This is a genomic window from Devosia subaequoris (assembly GCF_014197055.1).
Classification (GTDB): Bacteria; Pseudomonadota; Alphaproteobacteria; order Rhizobiales; family Devosiaceae; genus Devosia; species Devosia subaequoris.
In genome coordinates this window covers 96,338-111,588 of the sequence record NZ_JACIEW010000003.1, presented here as the reverse complement: position 1 = coordinate 111,588, position 15,251 = coordinate 96,338, and the positions used below count along the sequence as shown (strand labels likewise).

20 protein-coding genes are annotated in these 15,251 nt (G+C 61.9%); 8 read left to right on the top strand and 12 right to left on the bottom strand.

Annotated elements, in window-relative coordinates; translation table 11 throughout:
- The first annotated feature begins 86 nt into the window (after nucleotides 1-86).
- The 4 genes from GGR20_RS07315 (at nucleotide 87) to proC (ending at nucleotide 2,700) form a co-directional block, all read left to right on the top strand.
- Complete coding sequence (locus GGR20_RS07315) at nucleotides 87-338, top strand: accessory factor UbiK family protein (RefSeq protein WP_183310598.1); 252 nt, start codon at nucleotides 87-89, stop codon at nucleotides 336-338.
- Nucleotides 339-350: 12 nt separating this feature from the next.
- Nucleotides 351-1,076 (top strand): metallophosphoesterase family protein, encoded by a 726-nt coding sequence (locus GGR20_RS07310; RefSeq protein ID WP_183310597.1) that lies wholly within the window; start codon nucleotides 351-353, stop codon nucleotides 1,074-1,076.
- 299 nt (nucleotides 1,077-1,375) lie between these two features.
- Nucleotides 1,376-1,876 (top strand): type III secretion system chaperone family protein, encoded by a 501-nt coding sequence (locus GGR20_RS07305; protein ID WP_183310596.1) that lies wholly within the window; start codon nucleotides 1,376-1,378, stop codon nucleotides 1,874-1,876.
- Nucleotides 1,876-2,700: a pyrroline-5-carboxylate reductase gene (gene proC / locus GGR20_RS07300; protein ID WP_183310595.1), complete on the top strand. Its 825-nt coding sequence runs from the start codon at nucleotides 1,876-1,878 to the stop codon at nucleotides 2,698-2,700. Before GGR20_RS07305 ends, proC begins: the two co-directional genes overlap by 1 nt.
- A 9-nt stretch (nucleotides 2,701-2,709) precedes the next feature.
- Here the strand turns inward: proC and GGR20_RS07295 are convergent, their stop codons facing one another.
- A complete protein-coding gene (locus GGR20_RS07295) occupies nucleotides 2,710-3,225 on the bottom strand; it encodes a MarR family winged helix-turn-helix transcriptional regulator (RefSeq protein WP_246349483.1) in 516 nt (171 codons plus the stop codon).
- Between the two features lie 136 nt (nucleotides 3,226-3,361).
- Between GGR20_RS07295 and GGR20_RS07290 the strand changes: the two genes are divergently transcribed.
- Nucleotides 3,362-4,255 (top strand): branched-chain amino acid aminotransferase, encoded by an 894-nt coding sequence (locus tag GGR20_RS07290; protein WP_183310594.1) that lies wholly within the window; start codon nucleotides 3,362-3,364, stop codon nucleotides 4,253-4,255.
- A 152-nt stretch (nucleotides 4,256-4,407) separates the two neighbouring features.
- On the opposite strand, the gene GGR20_RS07285 is transcribed toward GGR20_RS07290, so the two are convergent.
- The 9 genes from GGR20_RS07285 to GGR20_RS07245 all read right to left on the bottom strand — a co-directional run bounded on the left by GGR20_RS07285 (nucleotide 4,408) and on the right by GGR20_RS07245 (nucleotide 12,043).
- Nucleotides 4,408-5,343 (bottom strand): fatty acid desaturase family protein, encoded by a 936-nt coding sequence (locus GGR20_RS07285; RefSeq protein ID WP_183310593.1) that lies wholly within the window; start codon nucleotides 5,341-5,343, stop codon nucleotides 4,408-4,410.
- A gap of 131 nt (nucleotides 5,344-5,474) precedes the next feature.
- Nucleotides 5,475-5,921, bottom strand: coding sequence for a molybdenum cofactor biosynthesis protein MoaE (locus GGR20_RS07280; protein ID WP_183310592.1), 447 nt, complete (start codon nucleotides 5,919-5,921; stop codon nucleotides 5,475-5,477).
- Nucleotide 5,922: 1 nt separating this feature from the next.
- Entirely contained in the window at nucleotides 5,923-6,174 is a 252-nt protein-coding gene (locus GGR20_RS07275) for a MoaD/ThiS family protein (RefSeq protein ID WP_183310591.1), read from the bottom strand.
- Nucleotides 6,171-6,737, bottom strand: a complete 567-nt coding sequence (gene pgsA / locus GGR20_RS07270; RefSeq protein WP_183310590.1) for a CDP-diacylglycerol--glycerol-3-phosphate 3-phosphatidyltransferase — start codon at nucleotides 6,735-6,737, stop codon at nucleotides 6,171-6,173. Before pgsA ends, GGR20_RS07275 begins: the two co-directional genes overlap by 4 nt.
- 184 nt (nucleotides 6,738-6,921) lie before the next feature.
- Nucleotides 6,922-7,995: a 3-deoxy-7-phosphoheptulonate synthase gene (locus GGR20_RS07265; protein WP_183310589.1), complete on the bottom strand. Its 1,074-nt coding sequence runs from the start codon at nucleotides 7,993-7,995 to the stop codon at nucleotides 6,922-6,924.
- A 280-nt stretch (nucleotides 7,996-8,275) separates the two neighbouring features.
- The gene (locus GGR20_RS07260) at nucleotides 8,276-8,779 is read right to left on the bottom strand and encodes a pyridoxamine 5'-phosphate oxidase family protein (protein ID WP_183310588.1); all 504 of its coding nucleotides are present in this window, start codon (nucleotides 8,777-8,779) and stop codon (nucleotides 8,276-8,278) included.
- 79 nt (nucleotides 8,780-8,858) lie between these two features.
- Entirely contained in the window at nucleotides 8,859-9,287 is a 429-nt protein-coding gene (locus tag GGR20_RS07255) for an ion channel (protein ID WP_183310587.1), read from the bottom strand.
- 78 nt (nucleotides 9,288-9,365) lie between these two features.
- Complete coding sequence (uvrC, locus tag GGR20_RS07250; protein ID WP_183310586.1) at nucleotides 9,366-11,258, bottom strand: excinuclease ABC subunit UvrC; 1,893 nt, start codon at nucleotides 11,256-11,258, stop codon at nucleotides 9,366-9,368.
- Complete coding sequence (locus GGR20_RS07245) at nucleotides 11,255-12,043, bottom strand: SDR family oxidoreductase (protein WP_183310585.1); 789 nt, start codon at nucleotides 12,041-12,043, stop codon at nucleotides 11,255-11,257. The genes uvrC and GGR20_RS07245 overlap by 4 nt, the downstream gene beginning before the upstream one ends.
- Nucleotides 12,044-12,224: 181 nt before the next feature.
- Here GGR20_RS07245 and GGR20_RS07240 point away from each other — a divergent pair, with 181 nt between their 5' ends.
- Complete coding sequence (locus GGR20_RS07240) at nucleotides 12,225-12,545, top strand: hypothetical protein (protein ID WP_183310584.1); 321 nt, start codon at nucleotides 12,225-12,227, stop codon at nucleotides 12,543-12,545.
- 177 nt (nucleotides 12,546-12,722) lie between these two features.
- The gene (locus tag GGR20_RS07235) at nucleotides 12,723-13,163 is read left to right on the top strand and encodes a hypothetical protein (RefSeq protein WP_183310583.1); all 441 of its coding nucleotides are present in this window, start codon (nucleotides 12,723-12,725) and stop codon (nucleotides 13,161-13,163) included.
- Between the two features lie 57 nt (nucleotides 13,164-13,220).
- Here GGR20_RS07235 and GGR20_RS07230 read toward each other — a convergent pair whose 3' ends face one another.
- The gene (locus GGR20_RS07230) at nucleotides 13,221-13,673 is read right to left on the bottom strand and encodes an SH3 domain-containing protein (protein WP_183310582.1); all 453 of its coding nucleotides are present in this window, start codon (nucleotides 13,671-13,673) and stop codon (nucleotides 13,221-13,223) included.
- 101 nt (nucleotides 13,674-13,774) lie between these two features.
- Nucleotides 13,775-14,197, bottom strand: a complete 423-nt coding sequence (locus GGR20_RS07225; RefSeq protein ID WP_183310581.1) for a winged helix DNA-binding protein — start codon at nucleotides 14,195-14,197, stop codon at nucleotides 13,775-13,777.
- 148 nt (nucleotides 14,198-14,345) lie between these two features.
- Here GGR20_RS07225 and GGR20_RS07220 point away from each other — a divergent pair, with 148 nt between their 5' ends.
- Nucleotides 14,346-15,245, top strand: coding sequence for a LysR family transcriptional regulator (locus tag GGR20_RS07220; RefSeq protein WP_183310580.1), 900 nt, complete (start codon nucleotides 14,346-14,348; stop codon nucleotides 15,243-15,245).
- Nucleotides 15,246-15,251 lie beyond the last annotated feature (6 nt).

Genomic DNA, 15,251 nt, shown 5'->3' with positions numbered 1-15,251 from the left:
CCGCACCAATCCGCCGCACTGGTCATTCCCCGGTCCATCGCTTACATATCGGGGAACAGGAATTTTCCACGACACGGAGCCGTGCCATGAACCAGAACAACAAGATTTTTGACGGGTTGGGCCGGGTGATGAATGAGGCGGCCGGGGTGGCCGATGGGGTGCGGCGGGAGGTGGAGACCGTCGTCAAATCCCAGGCGACGCGGATCGTCAATGACATGGACCTGGTCAAGCGCGAGGATTTCGATGCGCTGCGCGAGCTGGTGCAGGTGCAGGGCGAGGAAATCGAGGCGCTGCGCAAGGAGCTGGCGGCGCTGCGTGGCGATAAGCCGGCCAGCTAGGCGGGCCAGGCGATGCGGATCGCGGTTCTTTCCGATATTCATGGCAATGTGCCGGCGCTGGACGCCGTGCTGCAGGATATCGAGCGGCATGGGGTCGAGGCGATTGTGTGCCTGGGCGACCATGTGAGCGGACCGATCGATCCGGCGGGGGCGGCCGAGCGGGTGATGGCGCTCGGCGCCACCGCCATTCGCGGCAATCATGATCGCTGGGTGGTGGACCCCTCGCTGCGGCACGAGCCGTGGTCGGTGGACGAATTTGCGCGAGCCCAAATGAGCGCGCACCAGATGGGGTGGCTGGCGGGCCTGCCGGCGACGGCCAAGCTGGGCGATGCGGTGTTCATGTGCCACGGCACGCCGAGCAGTGACGAAAAGCCCTGGCTCGACAATTTCTTTGATGGACGGAACACGGTTTTGCCCTCGGAGGCCGAGGTGGAGCGCGAGGCTGTGGGGCTGGACCAGCCGGTGATCCTGTGCGGGCACACCCATATTGCGCGCACACTGCGGCTGAGTGACGGGCGGTTGCTGGTCAATCCCGGATCGGTGGGGATGCAGATGGTGCGCGGTTCACCCGACGCGCATTACGCCATTGTCGAGCGGCGGCTGGGCAAGTGGCAGACGGCGCTGATTTCGGTGCCCTACGACACCGAGGCCGCCGCGCGGCTGGCCAAGGAGAATGGTTTTGCCGGCTGGGGCGATGCGATCCGGTTCGGCTGGGCGGGGCCGGAGAGCCTGGGGTAGGGGCTCGTTCCTCGCTTTGCTGCGGCGCGGCTTGTGCTTGTTGAAAAGCACCGTTTCGAGACAGGCTGGCCGGGCGTTTTAACGGCTCGTTAACCATAACGGTCCGATCATCATCCACAAGAGAATGGTGTTCTCCGATCCCGTCGCGTCCCCTGAATCAGAGACGCAGTGTAGGGTTCAGACATGGAGGACGATTCTTGAGGCCGTCGCGTTGGCGGTGTTGTTCTCCAAGCGTACCCCAAGAGTGGTGGCCCAAGGGCTGCGTGGACGAAAACGCCTTCCAAGGACGGACGATCTATATGTCCCTGATTGAATATGAGCCCGACCGCGTCTCCCATCCGGTGGACCTTGTCGAGCACATCGCCTCGATCAACGACTGGAATTTCGAGCGGCAGGATGCCGACGAGATTTCCATTTCCGTGCGCGGGGGGTGGAGCGATTATCACGTCTCGTTCAACTGGATGGAAGATCTGGAAAGCCTGCATATCGCCTGCGCTTTCGATCTCAAGGCGCCAGAGGGGCGGCGGGCCGAAATCAAGCAACTGATCAGCCTGATCAATGAGCAGCTCTGGATCGGCCATTTCGACATCTGGCAGAAGGAAGGCGTGGTCCTGTTCCGCAATTCGCACCTGCTGACGGGCGGGGCCGATGTTTCGCCGCAACAATGTGAGGCGCTGCTGCGTTCCGCTACCGATAGTTGCGATCTCTACTATCAGGCGTTCCAGTTCGTCGTGTGGGCCGGGAAGTCGGCCGCCGATGCACTGAGCCATGTGATGTTCGAGACAGTAGGCGAAGCATAATGAGCGCAAATCTGCGGACTTTGGGTCCCGTCATGCTGGTTGGCGCCGGCAAGATGGGCATGGCGATGGCGCGCGGCTGGCTCGAAGCCGGGCTGCCGGGGAGCAATCTGGTGCTGGTCGATCCGGCGCCGAGCGATGCGGCCAAGGCGCTGGCATCCGACTATGATCTGACCATTCACGCCGAGGCCGTGGGGCTGGAGCCCAATGTGCTGGTGCTGGCGGTCAAACCACAGATCATCGGCGAAGTGATGGACGGGCTCAAGCAGGCCGTTGGACCGCAGACGCTGGTGCTCTCCATTGCGGCGGGTATTTCAATTGCGACGCTGTCGGCGGGGCTGGAAACGGGGCGGGTGGTGCGCACCATGCCCAATACGCCGGCGCAGATCGGCAAGGGCGTGACCGGCGCCGTGGCCGGCCCGGAGGTGGGTACGGACGATCGTGGGGCGGCCGATGCGTTGCTGTCGGGGGCGGGGCAGGTGGCCTGGTTTGACGCCGAAAGCGACCTCGACGCGGTAACGGCGGTATCCGGTTCGGGCCCGGCCTATGTGTTCAATCTGGTCGAGGCGCTGGCAGCGGCCGGCGTCAAGCAGGGGCTGCCCGAACATGTGGCCATGCAATTGGCACGGCAGACGGTGATCGGCGCGGCAGCGCTGATGGAAGCCGATCCGGCCCCGGCGGGCGTGTTGCGGCAGAACGTAACCTCGCCCAATGGCACGACGGCGGCGGCGCTGGCCGTGCTGATGGCTGATGACGGACTGACGCCGCTGATGGAGAAAGCCGTCGATGCCGCCCGTAAGCGCAGCGAAGAGCTGGGGCGCGGCTGACGCCTGTTTCTAGAGTTTTCTGGTGAGATTGAGCCGATCGAGCACAGCGCGGTCGGTGGGATCGACCATGCCGACGAGAAAGCGGCGGACCATATTGGCGGCTTCAGGGGACAGAGCGTTGATCGAGGCGTCGATCCGGCTGGCCTGGGTTTCAGACAGCTTCGCGAAGAATTCGCGGCCCTTGTCAGTGGCGTGTAGCAGGCGCTGGCGCCGGTCTGAATGGCCGGTGCGCTGCTCGATATAGCCATTGTCGATCAATTGGCGCAGCACGCGCGCCAGGCTCTGCTTGGTGATTTTCAGGATGTCGAGCAGGTCGGCCACCGGCATGCCGGGGCGGAGATTGACGAAATAAAGCACGCGGTGATGGGCGCGGCCAAAACCCTGACGTTCGAGCAGGGCATCGGCATCGCCGGTGAAGTCGCGATAGGCAAAGAAAAATAGCCCCATGATGTCGAGCGGCAAGTGTGCCTGATCGGCCAGAGAATTTATGTCAGCCTTGTTGACATTTTTTCGATCCGCTGGCATTGTTCCTCCATCGGCACCACAGCTTTGACTTATTCCAGAGCCGTTCCGGTTTGCCAAGGGTTTGACCCTGATGCATGATTGAGCAAAAGGCGCGTTCAGGAAGAACGGCGCGAGTCTTATTTTTCGGAGAGGAACAATGGCAGGCCTGCCTATGGACCAGCGTGATGGCTGGATCTGGTTTGATGGCGAACTCAAACCCTGGAAGGACGCGAAGGTGCACGTGCTGACGCATGGTCTGCACTATGCCAGCTCCGTATTCGAAGGTGAGCGCGCCTATGGCGGGGAAATTTTCAAATCGCGCGAGCACACCGAGCGTCTGATCCGCTCTGCCGCCACACTGGATATGAAGCCTTTCCCCTATTCGGTCGAGGAGATCGAAGCGGCCAAGCAGCTCGTGCTGGAAAAGAACAACCTGGTCGACGCCTATGTGCGGCCCGTGGCCTGGCGCGGTTCGGAAGAACTCTCGGTGCCGGCGCGCAACAACACCATCCATGTGGCGATCGCGGCCTGGGTGTGGCCGAGCTATTTTTCGGTTGAGGAGAAGCTCAAGGGCATTCGCCTGGAATGGAGCAAGTGGAAACGCCCGAGTCCGGAAACTATTCCGTGTTCGGCCAAGGCGGCTGGGCTCTACATGATCTGTACGCTGTCGAAAGACGCGGCCATGGCCAACGGTTATGCCGATGCGCTGATGCTGGATTATCGCGGCTATGTGGCGGAAGCCACGGGCGCGAACGTGTTCTTTATCGAGGGCAAGGAGATCACGACGCCGACGCCCGATTGCATCCTGAACGGCATTACCCGCCAGACGCTGATTGGTCTTGCCAAGGAGCATGGGTTTACCGTGACCGAGCGGCATATCAAGCCCGAGGAACTGGGCCAGTTCGATGAGTGCTTCCTGACCGGGACTGCCGCAGAAGTGACGCCGGTTTCGGAAATCGGGGAGTACCGGTTTACCCCGGGCGAGGCCTGCCGCACGCTGATTGATGCCTATACGCAGGCGGTGCAGCCGAAGAAGGCTGCCGCGGAGTAGATTTTCAAGATTTTGGACTTGGAAAGGGCCGGGCGGAAACGTCCGGCTTCTTCTGTTTGTGAAACCATTCAAGCTACAGGTAGCACTCCGGGCGGCGCGAAGCCCTCACCCGGCGCTGAGCGCCGCCTTCTTCGGAGAAGAATGGTCCTTCGCTAACTGGCAGGGATGGAACTGGTACCGAACACGGTTTCGCGCACCAGGCCCGTGGTGTAGCCGCGGGTGTTGTGCGCGCGGGCGGCATAGTCGGGATTGGCCATCAGGGCGGCGTGCAATTTGGGCAGGTTGTAGAAGGGCACGCTGGGGTAGAGGTGGTGTTCCAGGTGGAAATTCACATGATGGGGGGCAAAGAAGGCTCGCTCCCAGAAATAGGGCAGCACTGAACGGGTGCCGCCCAGTTCGTGACTATAGTCCATTGAGCCGAAATGCTCAGCGACGCTGCGCACATGCATGAGCAGGAAGAAGGCTGTGAAATAGGGCACGAACCAATAGAGCAGCACGTCGGTCCAGATGCCGAACCAGGTGAACAGAATGGCGCAGGCGATGTAGAAGCCGAGTCGCGCCAGCCGGTAGGTTAGCGGTGGTTTTTCAGCGGCCTTGAGGCGGTGCAGCATGCCGAAAATATCGATGATCGAGCCCACGACCACCAGATAGCTCAGCAAGTCCAGCGCTCCTTCCTGCCAGGCCTTGGGGAAGGTGAAGCGGCGGTTGCCCAGCTTGAACACCCAGTCGGGGTCCTTGTCGGTATTCGTGTAGCGGTGATGGGCAAGGTGATTGCTGCGATAGCTGGCCACGGTTGTGAGCACCGGCCAGGCGAGCAGCAGATCGCAGATCCAGTCGCTTAGCGCCTTGTTGCCGGAGATGAAGCGGTAATGAGCGAAATCGTGCAGCAAGACGCCAAAGCCATGCATGCGACCCCCAATGACGGCCACGGCGAGGAGATAAACCAGCGGATCCTGCGCCCATTGCGAGACGGCGATGGCCGCAAAGATGACGCCCCAATCGAACAGGATCGCAAGGGCGGTGCGCCAGGTCTGCAGTACGGAGAGGCGCTTGACCGTGGCGGCGTCGATATAGGCTTGCGACGACATGGCTGGCCTAAGTCCTTGTTTCGTCGCGTTTCCGAACCGCAACACCGGTTCCACTTTCGCTGGAAACGCTCCATGGTTAATGCAAGATTAACACAGGAATTGAGGCCGGAACGAATCCTTTGAGAATGGGGTTAACGGGCCCAGCGCGCGCGCGCGTCGTCGTCTTCGGGCTTGGCCTCGACCCAACGCAGGCCGGTGGCGGTCTCTTCCTGTTTCCAGAAGGGCGCGTCAGTCTTGAGATAGTCCATGAGGAATTGCGCGCCATCGAACGCAGCCCGGCGATGCGGGGCGAGAGCCAGCACCATCATAATGGTTTCGCCGGGGACCAGACGGCCATGACGGTGGATGATGGCGGCGTCGATGAGCGAAAAGCGCTCTATGGCGGTTTGCCGGATGGTGGCCAGTTCGTTCTCGGCCAGTTCCGGATAGCATTCCAGGATCAGCGCGGAAATCGGGTCATCGGGCTTTGAGCGGACGATGCCGGTGAAGCTCACCAAGGCACCGGCTTCGGTGTGGGCTGCCTGGAAGGCGTTGAGTTCGGCGCCGGGATCGAAGGTTTTTTCGGTGACGCGGATCATTTTAGCCGCCGGTCATGGGCGGGAGAATGGCGATTTCACGGGCGCCGTCGATAGGGGTGTCCCAGGGCACGATGCGGGCGTCGCGGGAGAGTTTGAAGATGGCCGGGTTGGTCATCGCGTGGTCGAGCACTTCATCCTGGGCGCGCAACCATGCGACGAGATCGGCCAGGGTGACCACTTCGGGCGGCGGGGAGACTTCGTCGCTGGCGCGGTTGAGGCGCTCACGTAGCCAGGCAAAATAGAGCACCTTCACTTGCCGATACCCGACAGATGCGGCCAGGAGGCGCGCAAATACTGCCAACCGGTCCAAAGGGTGATGATGCCCGCCACCCAAAGGACAAGGCTGGCTAGCAGGGTGAATCCGGGAATGAGCGGCACGGCCAGCACGACGGCCAGGGCAACAAGCTGAATGGTGGTCTTCCACTTGGCGAGTTGGCTGACCGGCAGGACCACGGTCTTGTTTCCAAGGAATTCGCGCAGGCCGGGGATGAAAGTCTCCCGGAACAGAATGGCGATGGCCGGGATCATATCGAGGCCGGAGAGGCTGCGGTCCCAGGCCAGCACAGCGATGAGGATGGCGACCAGCATCTTGTCAGCAATGGGGTCGAGCATGCGGCCCAAGTCAGAATACTGATCCCAGGCGCGGGCCAGATAGCCATCGAACCAATCGCTCACGGCAGCGGCGATGTAGAGGAACAGCGCGATGGCGCGGGCCGTGGTGTCGCCCGACATCACCAGTGCGGCGATGGGGATGATCGCCGCGATGCGGGCGATGGTGATGATATTGGGGACGAGGAAAAGCGGGTTCCGGTTCATGGCGGGAGAGAACAGGATGGCGGGGGAGCGGTCAAGGCGGATGTGTCTCTTGATTGGATACCCCCACCGAACCTCCCCCTGATAGGGGGAGGGATTGATCGAGTCTGTTGAGGAGGGCGGGAATGAGGCTAAGCGCTGCCACGGCTGGCTCCTCCCCTTATCAGGGGAGGCCGGGTGGGGTGCGCTACGCCACGGCCTTCTTGCTCACCGCCCGACGCTTCTCGACGGCTTCCGCGAGGGCTTCGAGGGCGGCGACTGTGGTGTCCCAGTCGATGCAGCCATCGGTGATGGACTGGCCGTAGTTGAGGGGCTGGCCGGGAACCAGGTCCTGGCGGCCGGCGACCAGGTTGGATTCAACCATGACGCCGATAATGCGGCTTTCGCCGGCGGCCAGCTGAGTGCCGATATCGCCAAGGACCGAAGGCTGGTTCTCGTGTTTTTTGGACGAATTGGCATGGCTGGCGTCGATCATGATTGCCGGGTTGAGGCCAACCTTTTGTGCTGCGCTGGCGGTAGCATCGACGCTGTTGGCATCGTAGTTGGGGATTTTGCCGCCGCGCAGGATGATGTGGCAATCCTGGTTGCCGGTGGTAGCGGCAATGGCCGAGCGTCCGTCCTTGGTGACAGCCATGAAATGATGCGGCTGGGAAGCCGAAAGCACGGCGTCGAGCGCTATCTTGATATTGCCGTCGGTGCCGTTCTTGAAACCGACCGGGCAAGAGAGACCAGAGGCCAGCTCGCGGTGTATCTGGCTTTCGGTGGTGCGCGCGCCGATGGCGGCCCAGGTGACCAGATCGACCAGATATTGCGGGGTGGTCATGTCGAGAAATTCGCAAGCGGCCGGCAAGCCGAGATTAGCAATGTCGAGCAGCAGGGCACGCGCCGTGTGCAGGCCATGATCTATGTTGAAGCTGCCATCAAGCTCGGGGTCGTTGATGAGACCCTTCCAGCCCACGGTGGTGCGGGGCTTCTCGAAATAGACGCGCATGATGATTTCGAGCCGGTCGCCGAGCTTTTCACGCAGGGGCGCGAGACGGTTGGCGTATTCTATGGCGGCCTGAGGATCGTGGATGGAGCAGGGACCAACAATAACGGCCAGCCGATCGTCTTTGCCTGAGAGGATGTTGTGGAAGGCGTGGCGCGCGGCAATCACGGTGCGGGTGGCGGCGTCGGTACGCGGATGTTGGTGCATGACCTCAATTGGCGTGGTCAGCGGCTTGATTTCGGTGATGCGCAGGTCGTCAGTGGATTTGAGCATTTTATGTGGTCCTCTGGGAGATGATCCGGAGGGGCCAATAAAAAAGCCGCCTCGGAAGTCGGGCGGCTGGCTTGCGATTTGGTGGTCTTTTCTGGGGTCAGATCACGCGCGCAATAGCCTCCGCCGGGAGCGGATAGCTAAAATACCAAAAGAAGGTCGCGGTGTTGATCATGGGCGGGAAGGTAGCGGCGAGTCGGAAGCTTGTCGAGTCCCGACTTTGGTAGGGGCTCGACGATCTTGCCTCTGGTTCCGCCCTGCTAGCCAGGGATGGGGATGGCTGCTACAGCTTCGCCTTGCCGGTCTCGCCCAGGTCGGGCTTGGAACCAGTTGCGGCAGCAGCTAGCATCTTGGCACCGGTCACCACCATATTGGGACTGTCCCAGACCTCGCCATCTTCGGGCGTGACCTTGAGCAGGCGAATTTGCGGGTCCTTGGCGTCGTCCCACCAAGCCTTGTCGAACTTGGTCCAAAGCTCCTCGATCTTGGCACGGTCGTTGGAGACCTCAGCCTCACCCGCGATCACCACATATTTGTGGCCGCCATTGTCCGCCCAGGCGAGCGAGACGTGGGGGAATTTTTCGATCTCTGTGAGCTTGTGTCCCTCGATATCGGTGAGGAAATAGATGGCGCTTTCTTCGCGGCGAACGCGAGAGGCCATCGGGCGGCTGCGCTGTTGTTTGCCGTCCCAAGTGGTCAGCATGCAGATGTCGATCTTGTCCGCCAATTCCCAGATGCGATCGATGGCTTCCTGGGGAGAAAGTGTGTCGCTGTGCTGTTCGGTCATGTCTGGTGCTCCATTGCTGCGGAAGCAACGAGCCAGAGGAACAAGGGTTGCCGAAGACGAGACCGAGAGCTGGAGCGCCTCAGTCGGACCAGCCCTGACGCATGAGCGTATAGGCGAAGGACGCTGTCCAGCCGATCAGCGCGAAGCCGTTCAAAGCTTCGATGCCGGACACGATGCGCAAGGCACCCAGGGGGAAGATGTCGCCCACGCCCAGGGTGGTGTAGCTCATCAGCGAGAAGTAGAGCGGGTCGAGGAAGCCGCCTTCGATTTCTCCGTTCAAGGATCCAAAGAAGGGGCGCAGGGTCATCAAGTAGTAGATCACCGCGTAAAGGAGCACGCTGAGGATTTGCGCGACGGTGACGCTGGCCATGCCGACAATCACGCCGGTTCGCCGCGATAATCCGCTGCCCTGGAGAATGTTCCGCGCGATCAGCATGGATTGGTAGTGCAACAGCACCGACACAGCCATCGCGGCCAGGCTGATCAGGGTGGCCAGAACGATGTCCATGCAGATTTCTCCATTGCTTGTTCTTAGCTAATGGAGAACCGGCGGGACCGTTCCCCTGAAGCGCTCGCTGGCGGGCGTTCAGGTCCGGTTGAAGTGGTCGTAGATCAAATGTGCCATGGCCTTCGAGATCGTCGGTACGGCTTCGAGATCGGTGAGTGAAGCGCGGGAGACGGCTTTGGCGGAGCCGAAGTGGTTGAGCAGAGCGCGTTTGCGGGCGGGGCCGATGCCGTCGATTTCATCGAGCGGGTTCTTGACCACGTCTTTCTTGCGGCGGGCGCGGTGGGTGCCGATGGCAAAGCGGTGGGCTTCGTCGCGCAGACGCTGGACATAATAGAGCACCGGATCGCGATGCGGCAGCATGAAGGCGTCGCGGCCCTCGATGAAGAATTTTTCCCGACCGGCATCGCGCTCTTCGCCCTTGGCAATGCCAATGAAGACGACTTCGCGGGGCAGGTTGAGCTCGGCGATGACCTCGCGCACCGCGTTGAGCTGACCGGCGCCACCGTCGATGAACACCACGTCGGGCCAATCGGGCATGCCGGTATTCTCGTCCTCGGCGTCGGTCTCGCTTTCGCTGGCCAGGCGGGAAAAGCGGCGGGTGAGCACTTCGCGCATCATGCCGAAGTCGTCGCCGGGGGTGATGTCGGTCGATTTGATATTGAAGGTCCGGTAGTGCTTTTTGGAAAAGCCTTCTTCACCCGCGACAATCATGCCGCCGACGGCATTGGTGCCGGAGATGTGGGAATTGTCGTAAACCTCGATGCGGCGCGGGGTTTGCTCAAGGCCGAAGGTTTCGGCAACGCCCTCGAGCAGGGTCCGGTTGGAGGCGCCTTCGGCCAATTGGCGGCCCAGGGCCTCACGGGCATTGTTGAGAGCGTGATTGACCAGATCGCGCTTCTCGCCGCGCTGCGGGGTTTCGATGCGCACCTTGCGGCCGGCGCGGGAGGTCAGCGCCTCCTCGATCAGAGCGGGTTCAGCCATGTCGTGGCTGAGCAGGACCAGTTTTGGCGGCGTGCGATCTTCGTAGAACTGGACGATGAAGGCTTCGAGCACTTCGGCGTCGGTCAGGCTGACATCGGCCTTAGGGCGGAAAGCGTGGTTGCCCCAGTTCTGGAAGGCGCGGAAGAAGAAGACCTGCACGCAGAACTGGCCGCCTTCATGGTGGATGGCGAAGACATCTGCTTCTTCGACGGAACGCGCGGTGGCATCGCCCTGCGACTGGATGAGCGCCAGGGCTGACAGACGGTCGCGGATGAGGGCGGCGCGCTCGAAATCGAGATCCTCAGCAGCCTTGTTCATATCGGCTTGCAGGTGGTTGCGCACCGCGTCGGATTTGCCGGAGAGGAACTGGCGGGCGTCCTCCACCAGCTCGGCATAGCCTTCGAGGCTGATCTCGCGAGTGCAGGGGCCGGCACAGCGCTTGATCTGATATTGCAGGCACGGGCGGGTGCGGGCGGCGTAGAAACTGTCCGAGCAATTGCGCAGCAGGAAGGCCTTTTGCAGGCTGGCAATGGTGCGGCTGACAGCGACGGCCGAGGCAAAGGGGCCGAAGTAGTGCCCCTTGCGACGCCGCGAGCCGCGATGCTTGGTCAGTTCGGGCGCCTCGTGATCGCCAGTAATCAGGATATAGGGAAAGCTCTTGTCGTCGCGCAGCAGCACGTTGAAGCGGGGACGCAAGCGCTTGATGAGATTGGCTTCAAGCAGCAGGGCTTCGGATTCAGTCTCGGTGCGAACGAATTCCATCGAGACCGTGGCCGCAATCATGCGCTGAATACGCACCGGCAGGCCCTCGGGGCGCGTGTAATTGGTCACGCGGGATTTCAGGCTCCGCGCCTTGCCGACATAGATGACGGCCCCATCGGCATCGAGCATGCGATAGACGCCCGGAGCTGCCGGCAGTGTGCGGACAAAAGCGCGGATTACCTCCGGGCCGGAGGGCGGCGGGGCAGGGGTGGCGGAACCGTCGGTCATGGTCGTGGGGTGGGGCCCCGGCGGGCGGGGAAGCTCAAATGCTGGCCGCCATCAAGGGCCAGCATCTGGCCGGTAAAGGATCGCATTGAGAGGATGGCCAAAACGCCCTGGGCAATGGCTTCGGGGCCGGCATTGCGCTCCAGCGGCAGGCTGGCCACCGATTGTTCGAAGTCGGCCTTGGTCTGATGTGCATTGGGCAGCACCGGGCCGGGGCCAATGGCGTTGACACGAATGGCCGGCGCCAGCGACTGCGCCAGGGTCTGCGTAGCGGTCCAAAGCACGGATTTGGACAGGAAATAGCTGAAGAATGCCGGGCTGGGCTGCAGCACGCGCTCATCGACAAGGTTGATGATGTTGCCCTCAATACCATCGGGCAATTGCGCGGCAAAATCGCGGGCGAGAAATACCGGGGCTTCGGCGTGCACCGCGAAATGTGTGTCCCACAGGGTTTCCTCGACATCCCTGGCGCTGTCTGGCTCAAAGGCCGAAGCGTTGTTGACCAGCAGGGTCAGTGGGCCGAACAGGCCGGCGGCTTTCTCGACCAGGGCTGCGCGCTCGTCGCGATTGGCCAGATCGGCCTGGATAATTTCGGCGCGTCCACCAGCCTCGACGATGCGGTCGCGCACGGCGCTGGCGCCGGCCCGGTCAGAGCGGAAATGGATGATCACGGTGTGACCCGAATCCGCCAAGGTGGTGGCGATGGCGGCACCGATGCGGTCGCCGGCGCCGGTCACAAGAGCGACCGCCTGATCCTGATTCGGGACGGAAAATGGTGAACTGGACATCGGGCGGACCATAGGGGGGAAGGCTGGGCTCATCAATCGGTCAAGTGTCGTGCCGTGGCGGTAAAGTGGCTTCAGGTCAAACTCTGGCAGCAGGGTTTAAACTTTGCCCGAATTCAGAACAGGCGTAGCGTGATTGTGTTGCAGGGCGGGAGGCTCTGCGCAATCACAGAGGGGGATCTGCATGGAAGTCATCGTGCCTATCCTGGTGCAACTGATCGCTGGCGGTGCCGGCGGCAATGTCATCGGGCAATTGGCGAAACAGCTCAATCTCGGCACTGCAGGCAATTCTATCGTTGGAGCCATTGGCGGACTCGCCGGAACCTGGTTGGCCGGCATGATACCGGGCCTTGATGCGCTGGTGGGTGCAGCCGCCGGCGCGGCAGGAACGGCAGGCGGGCTGCATTTTGGTGCCCTGGCAGGACAGGGCGCGACCGGCCTGGTCGGTGGCGGCCTGCTGACCGCGATTGCCGGCATTATCAAGTCGGCCATGGCCAGGGCCTGAATTTTTGCAACACGCATTGACGCCCCGCAGCAGTTGCTGCGGGGCTTTCTTTTGCGCGAGCGCCGGATGACGCGATTGGGCAAGAACGTGCGGAAGTCAATTTCGCTTTTTCGCTCAGGGCTCTGGTCTTGCACTTGGCCAGTTGAGAGGGCATGTCTTCAGCCAAGGAGGCCCGCAATGATCTGGCTTATCGAAATTGCTCTGGTGCTGTTGCTGCTTGGCGGCGGCTGGACGATGTTGACGCGCGGGCGACAGAGCGACAAGCGCGATGCGCTGACCATGCGGCGGGTGGATGCCTATATCGAGACCATTCGGCGGGAGCGCCGTTCGCCCGAGTTGGCGGCCATGACCGACATGGAATTGCGCGATCTGCTCCATTCGGGCGCGCGCAACCTCAAGATTGCCGAGCAGCGCAAGCAATGGATCATTTTCGGCATGGGCATTGCGACGCTGCTGATTGCTTCGGTCGTCGGCAACGAGGAGGGATGGCTGGCTTTTGGCGCGGTCGCTGCCATTGGCGCCATAGTGACCTATGGCACCAGTGAGTTTCTGACGCGGCGGATGCGGGCGCCACTGGAAAAACGCGGCATTGAGATCGACCGGTTGATGGTGGAGTAAACCAGCATGCAAACGCCGCCCCGGATGAGGGCGGCGCTAGTGTTCGTTGATGCGGGATCAGGTGCCGATACAGAAATAGCCGTTGGGACCATTGAAGCACATGCTGGCACTTGGATGGCTCGGATAGATGGGTTGCGGGCGCGGTGGGCGCGGGTTCCAGTGCGGCCGACGCGGATAGTGGGGACGATCCCAACGCGGGGGACGCGGGCGTTCCCAATAGTCGTCATCCCAATCATTGCCCCAGCCGGGACGTCCGCTGCGCAGATAATTGGCCGAAACCCAGCCATCGGGGCCGCGCTTTTCGACAAAGCACCAACTGCCTCGGCAATACTGGATGTCCACGTGTTCTCCGCGCCGCAGCGTGTCGATGACGCGATAGCCGGTGCTCGGGCCAGTGCGCACGTTCACATTGCCAGTCGCGACAGCGGGAGCGGCGAAGGCGGCCACGCTGGTGGCCATGACGGCCATAGTAGCGATGCCCGCGGCGATCAGTTTGGTCTTGAAGGTCATACTGGGACTCCTTCCAAAAAGGGAGGCGATCAAGCCTGGATGCCATCCAAACCCATTGCCCCTGAACCCAAGCTGAACGGATAACAGACCAGAGCGCGCCGTCAGAGGCGCAGCAGATCGACGAAGCGCCCCAGAGCGTCGGAGAATTTCTTGCGCTGTTTGGTCTTGAGCTCACCCATCAGCGCCTCTTCGAGCTGAGCCCAGTGATCGGCAAGGACATTGCGGATGCGCAGTCCGCGCTCGGTGAGGGCCAGACCCGGTTCGAGCTCCGGGCCAACGGCCTGGCGGGTGATGAAATCGCGACTGGCGAGGCGCTCAAGCCTTGTGGCGAGCATGTCGGTGGTGAGCCCGAGTTCGTGGGCCAGGTCTGCCTCAGTTATCCCTGCACGGCCCAGCACGAATAATATGGCATCGTCGCCCGGCTCGAGACCTTTCTCGACCAGCGGCAAGAGCAGCGCCTTGTGCGCGAGTTGGCCGGCTTCGATGAGCCGGTAGAGCGCGGAGCGGGAGGAAGGTCTGGCCATAGGCGGGAAAATAATCCGATCTCCTTGTCGCCGTCGATTGGGCATCTATCCTATCGTTAATCGCTCAACGACCAAGGGGCGTTATTGTTCACCCCACGCAGATGAGTTATGCGTCCATTGACCATCTCCGAGTGAACGGACACGTCCCATGTCGCAGGACCTTTCCCGCATCCGCGCCTTTGTGCAGGTCTTCGATGCGGGCGGATTTTCCGCCGCCGCACGGCAGCATGGGCGTTCCAAGGCGCTCTTGAGCAAATATGTTACCGATCTCGAGGATTATCTGGGCGTCCGGCTGATGAACCGCACGACGCGCAAGCTGAGCCTGACCGAGGCCGGGGAAGCGTATTATCGCGAGGCTTCGGGGCTGTTGCAGCAGCTCGATGAACTCGATGCCAATATCGCCGATCAGACGGCCGAGCCGCGGGGCCTCTTGCGCGTTTCGGCCCCGCGCAATTTCGGCGAAAGCACGCTGGCGCCGGCGATCTTTGCGTATCTGAAGAAGTTTCCCAAGGTGACACTCGACCTGCGACTGGAGGATCGCTATGTCGATCTGGTCGATGAAGGGATCGATGTCGCATTGCGCATTTCGACCCTGGCCGACTCCTCGCTGATCGCGCGCAAGATTGCCGATATGCATGTGGTGGTCGGCGGTGCGCCGCGGCTGATCGATCAGGTCGGAACGCCCAAGCATCCCGAAGATCTGCGGCATCTGCCCTGCATAGTCGATGTGAACCTGCAGGGGCAGTCGAACTGGCGGTTCACCGAAGAGGGCAAGACGCTTTCGGTGCCGATAAATGGCCCGTTGCGGGTCAATTCGCCGCTGGCGGCGCGGACCGCGGCGACCATGGGCCTCGGTTTTGTCGTATTGCCGTCCTATCTGGCCGAGCCGAGCGTGCAGAAGGGCGAGCTGGTGCCAGTGCTGGCCGATTTCCTGCCGACCGGGCAGACCTTGCAGGCCGTTTATCCGCATCGGCGGCATCTGGCAGGCAAGGTGCGGGCGTTGATCGATCATCTGGTGGAGTGGTTCGCCACCCATCCCATCCATTAGGGGTTT

What these genes read in the sequence shown, in the direction of transcription:
- GGR20_RS07315 (WP_183310598.1), top strand. Translation starts at nt 87, where the DNA reads ATGAACCAGAACAACAAGATTTTTGACGGGTTGGGCCGGGTGATGAAT.
- GGR20_RS07310 (WP_183310597.1), top strand. Translation starts at nt 351, where the DNA reads ATGCGGATCGCGGTTCTTTCCGATATTCATGGCAATGTGCCGGCGCTG.
- GGR20_RS07305 (WP_183310596.1), top strand. Translation starts at nt 1,376, where the DNA reads ATGTCCCTGATTGAATATGAGCCCGACCGCGTCTCCCATCCGGTGGAC.
- proC (WP_183310595.1), top strand. Translation starts at nt 1,876, where the DNA reads ATGAGCGCAAATCTGCGGACTTTGGGTCCCGTCATGCTGGTTGGCGCC.
- GGR20_RS07295 (WP_246349483.1), bottom strand. Translation starts at nt 3,225, where the DNA reads ATGCCAGCGGATCGAAAAAATGTCAACAAGGCTGACATAAATTCTCTG.
- GGR20_RS07290 (WP_183310594.1), top strand. Translation starts at nt 3,362, where the DNA reads ATGGCAGGCCTGCCTATGGACCAGCGTGATGGCTGGATCTGGTTTGAT.
- GGR20_RS07285 (WP_183310593.1), bottom strand. Translation starts at nt 5,343, where the DNA reads ATGTCGTCGCAAGCCTATATCGACGCCGCCACGGTCAAGCGCCTCTCC.
- GGR20_RS07280 (WP_183310592.1), bottom strand. Translation starts at nt 5,921, where the DNA reads ATGATCCGCGTCACCGAAAAAACCTTCGATCCCGGCGCCGAACTCAAC.
- pgsA (WP_183310590.1), bottom strand. Translation starts at nt 6,737, where the DNA reads ATGAACCGGAACCCGCTTTTCCTCGTCCCCAATATCATCACCATCGCC.
- GGR20_RS07265 (WP_183310589.1), bottom strand. Translation starts at nt 7,995, where the DNA reads ATGCTCAAATCCACTGACGACCTGCGCATCACCGAAATCAAGCCGCTG.
- GGR20_RS07260 (WP_183310588.1), bottom strand. Translation starts at nt 8,779, where the DNA reads ATGACCGAACAGCACAGCGACACACTTTCTCCCCAGGAAGCCATCGAT.
- GGR20_RS07255 (WP_183310587.1), bottom strand. Translation starts at nt 9,287, where the DNA reads ATGGACATCGTTCTGGCCACCCTGATCAGCCTGGCCGCGATGGCTGTG.
- uvrC (WP_183310586.1), bottom strand. Translation starts at nt 11,258, where the DNA reads ATGACCGACGGTTCCGCCACCCCTGCCCCGCCGCCCTCCGGCCCGGAG.
- GGR20_RS07245 (WP_183310585.1), bottom strand. Translation starts at nt 12,043, where the DNA reads ATGTCCAGTTCACCATTTTCCGTCCCGAATCAGGATCAGGCGGTCGCT.
- GGR20_RS07240 (WP_183310584.1), top strand. Translation starts at nt 12,225, where the DNA reads ATGGAAGTCATCGTGCCTATCCTGGTGCAACTGATCGCTGGCGGTGCC.
- GGR20_RS07235 (WP_183310583.1), top strand. Translation starts at nt 12,723, where the DNA reads ATGATCTGGCTTATCGAAATTGCTCTGGTGCTGTTGCTGCTTGGCGGC.
- GGR20_RS07230 (WP_183310582.1), bottom strand. Translation starts at nt 13,673, where the DNA reads ATGACCTTCAAGACCAAACTGATCGCCGCGGGCATCGCTACTATGGCC.
- GGR20_RS07225 (WP_183310581.1), bottom strand. Translation starts at nt 14,197, where the DNA reads ATGGCCAGACCTTCCTCCCGCTCCGCGCTCTACCGGCTCATCGAAGCC.
- GGR20_RS07220 (WP_183310580.1), top strand. Translation starts at nt 14,346, where the DNA reads ATGTCGCAGGACCTTTCCCGCATCCGCGCCTTTGTGCAGGTCTTCGAT.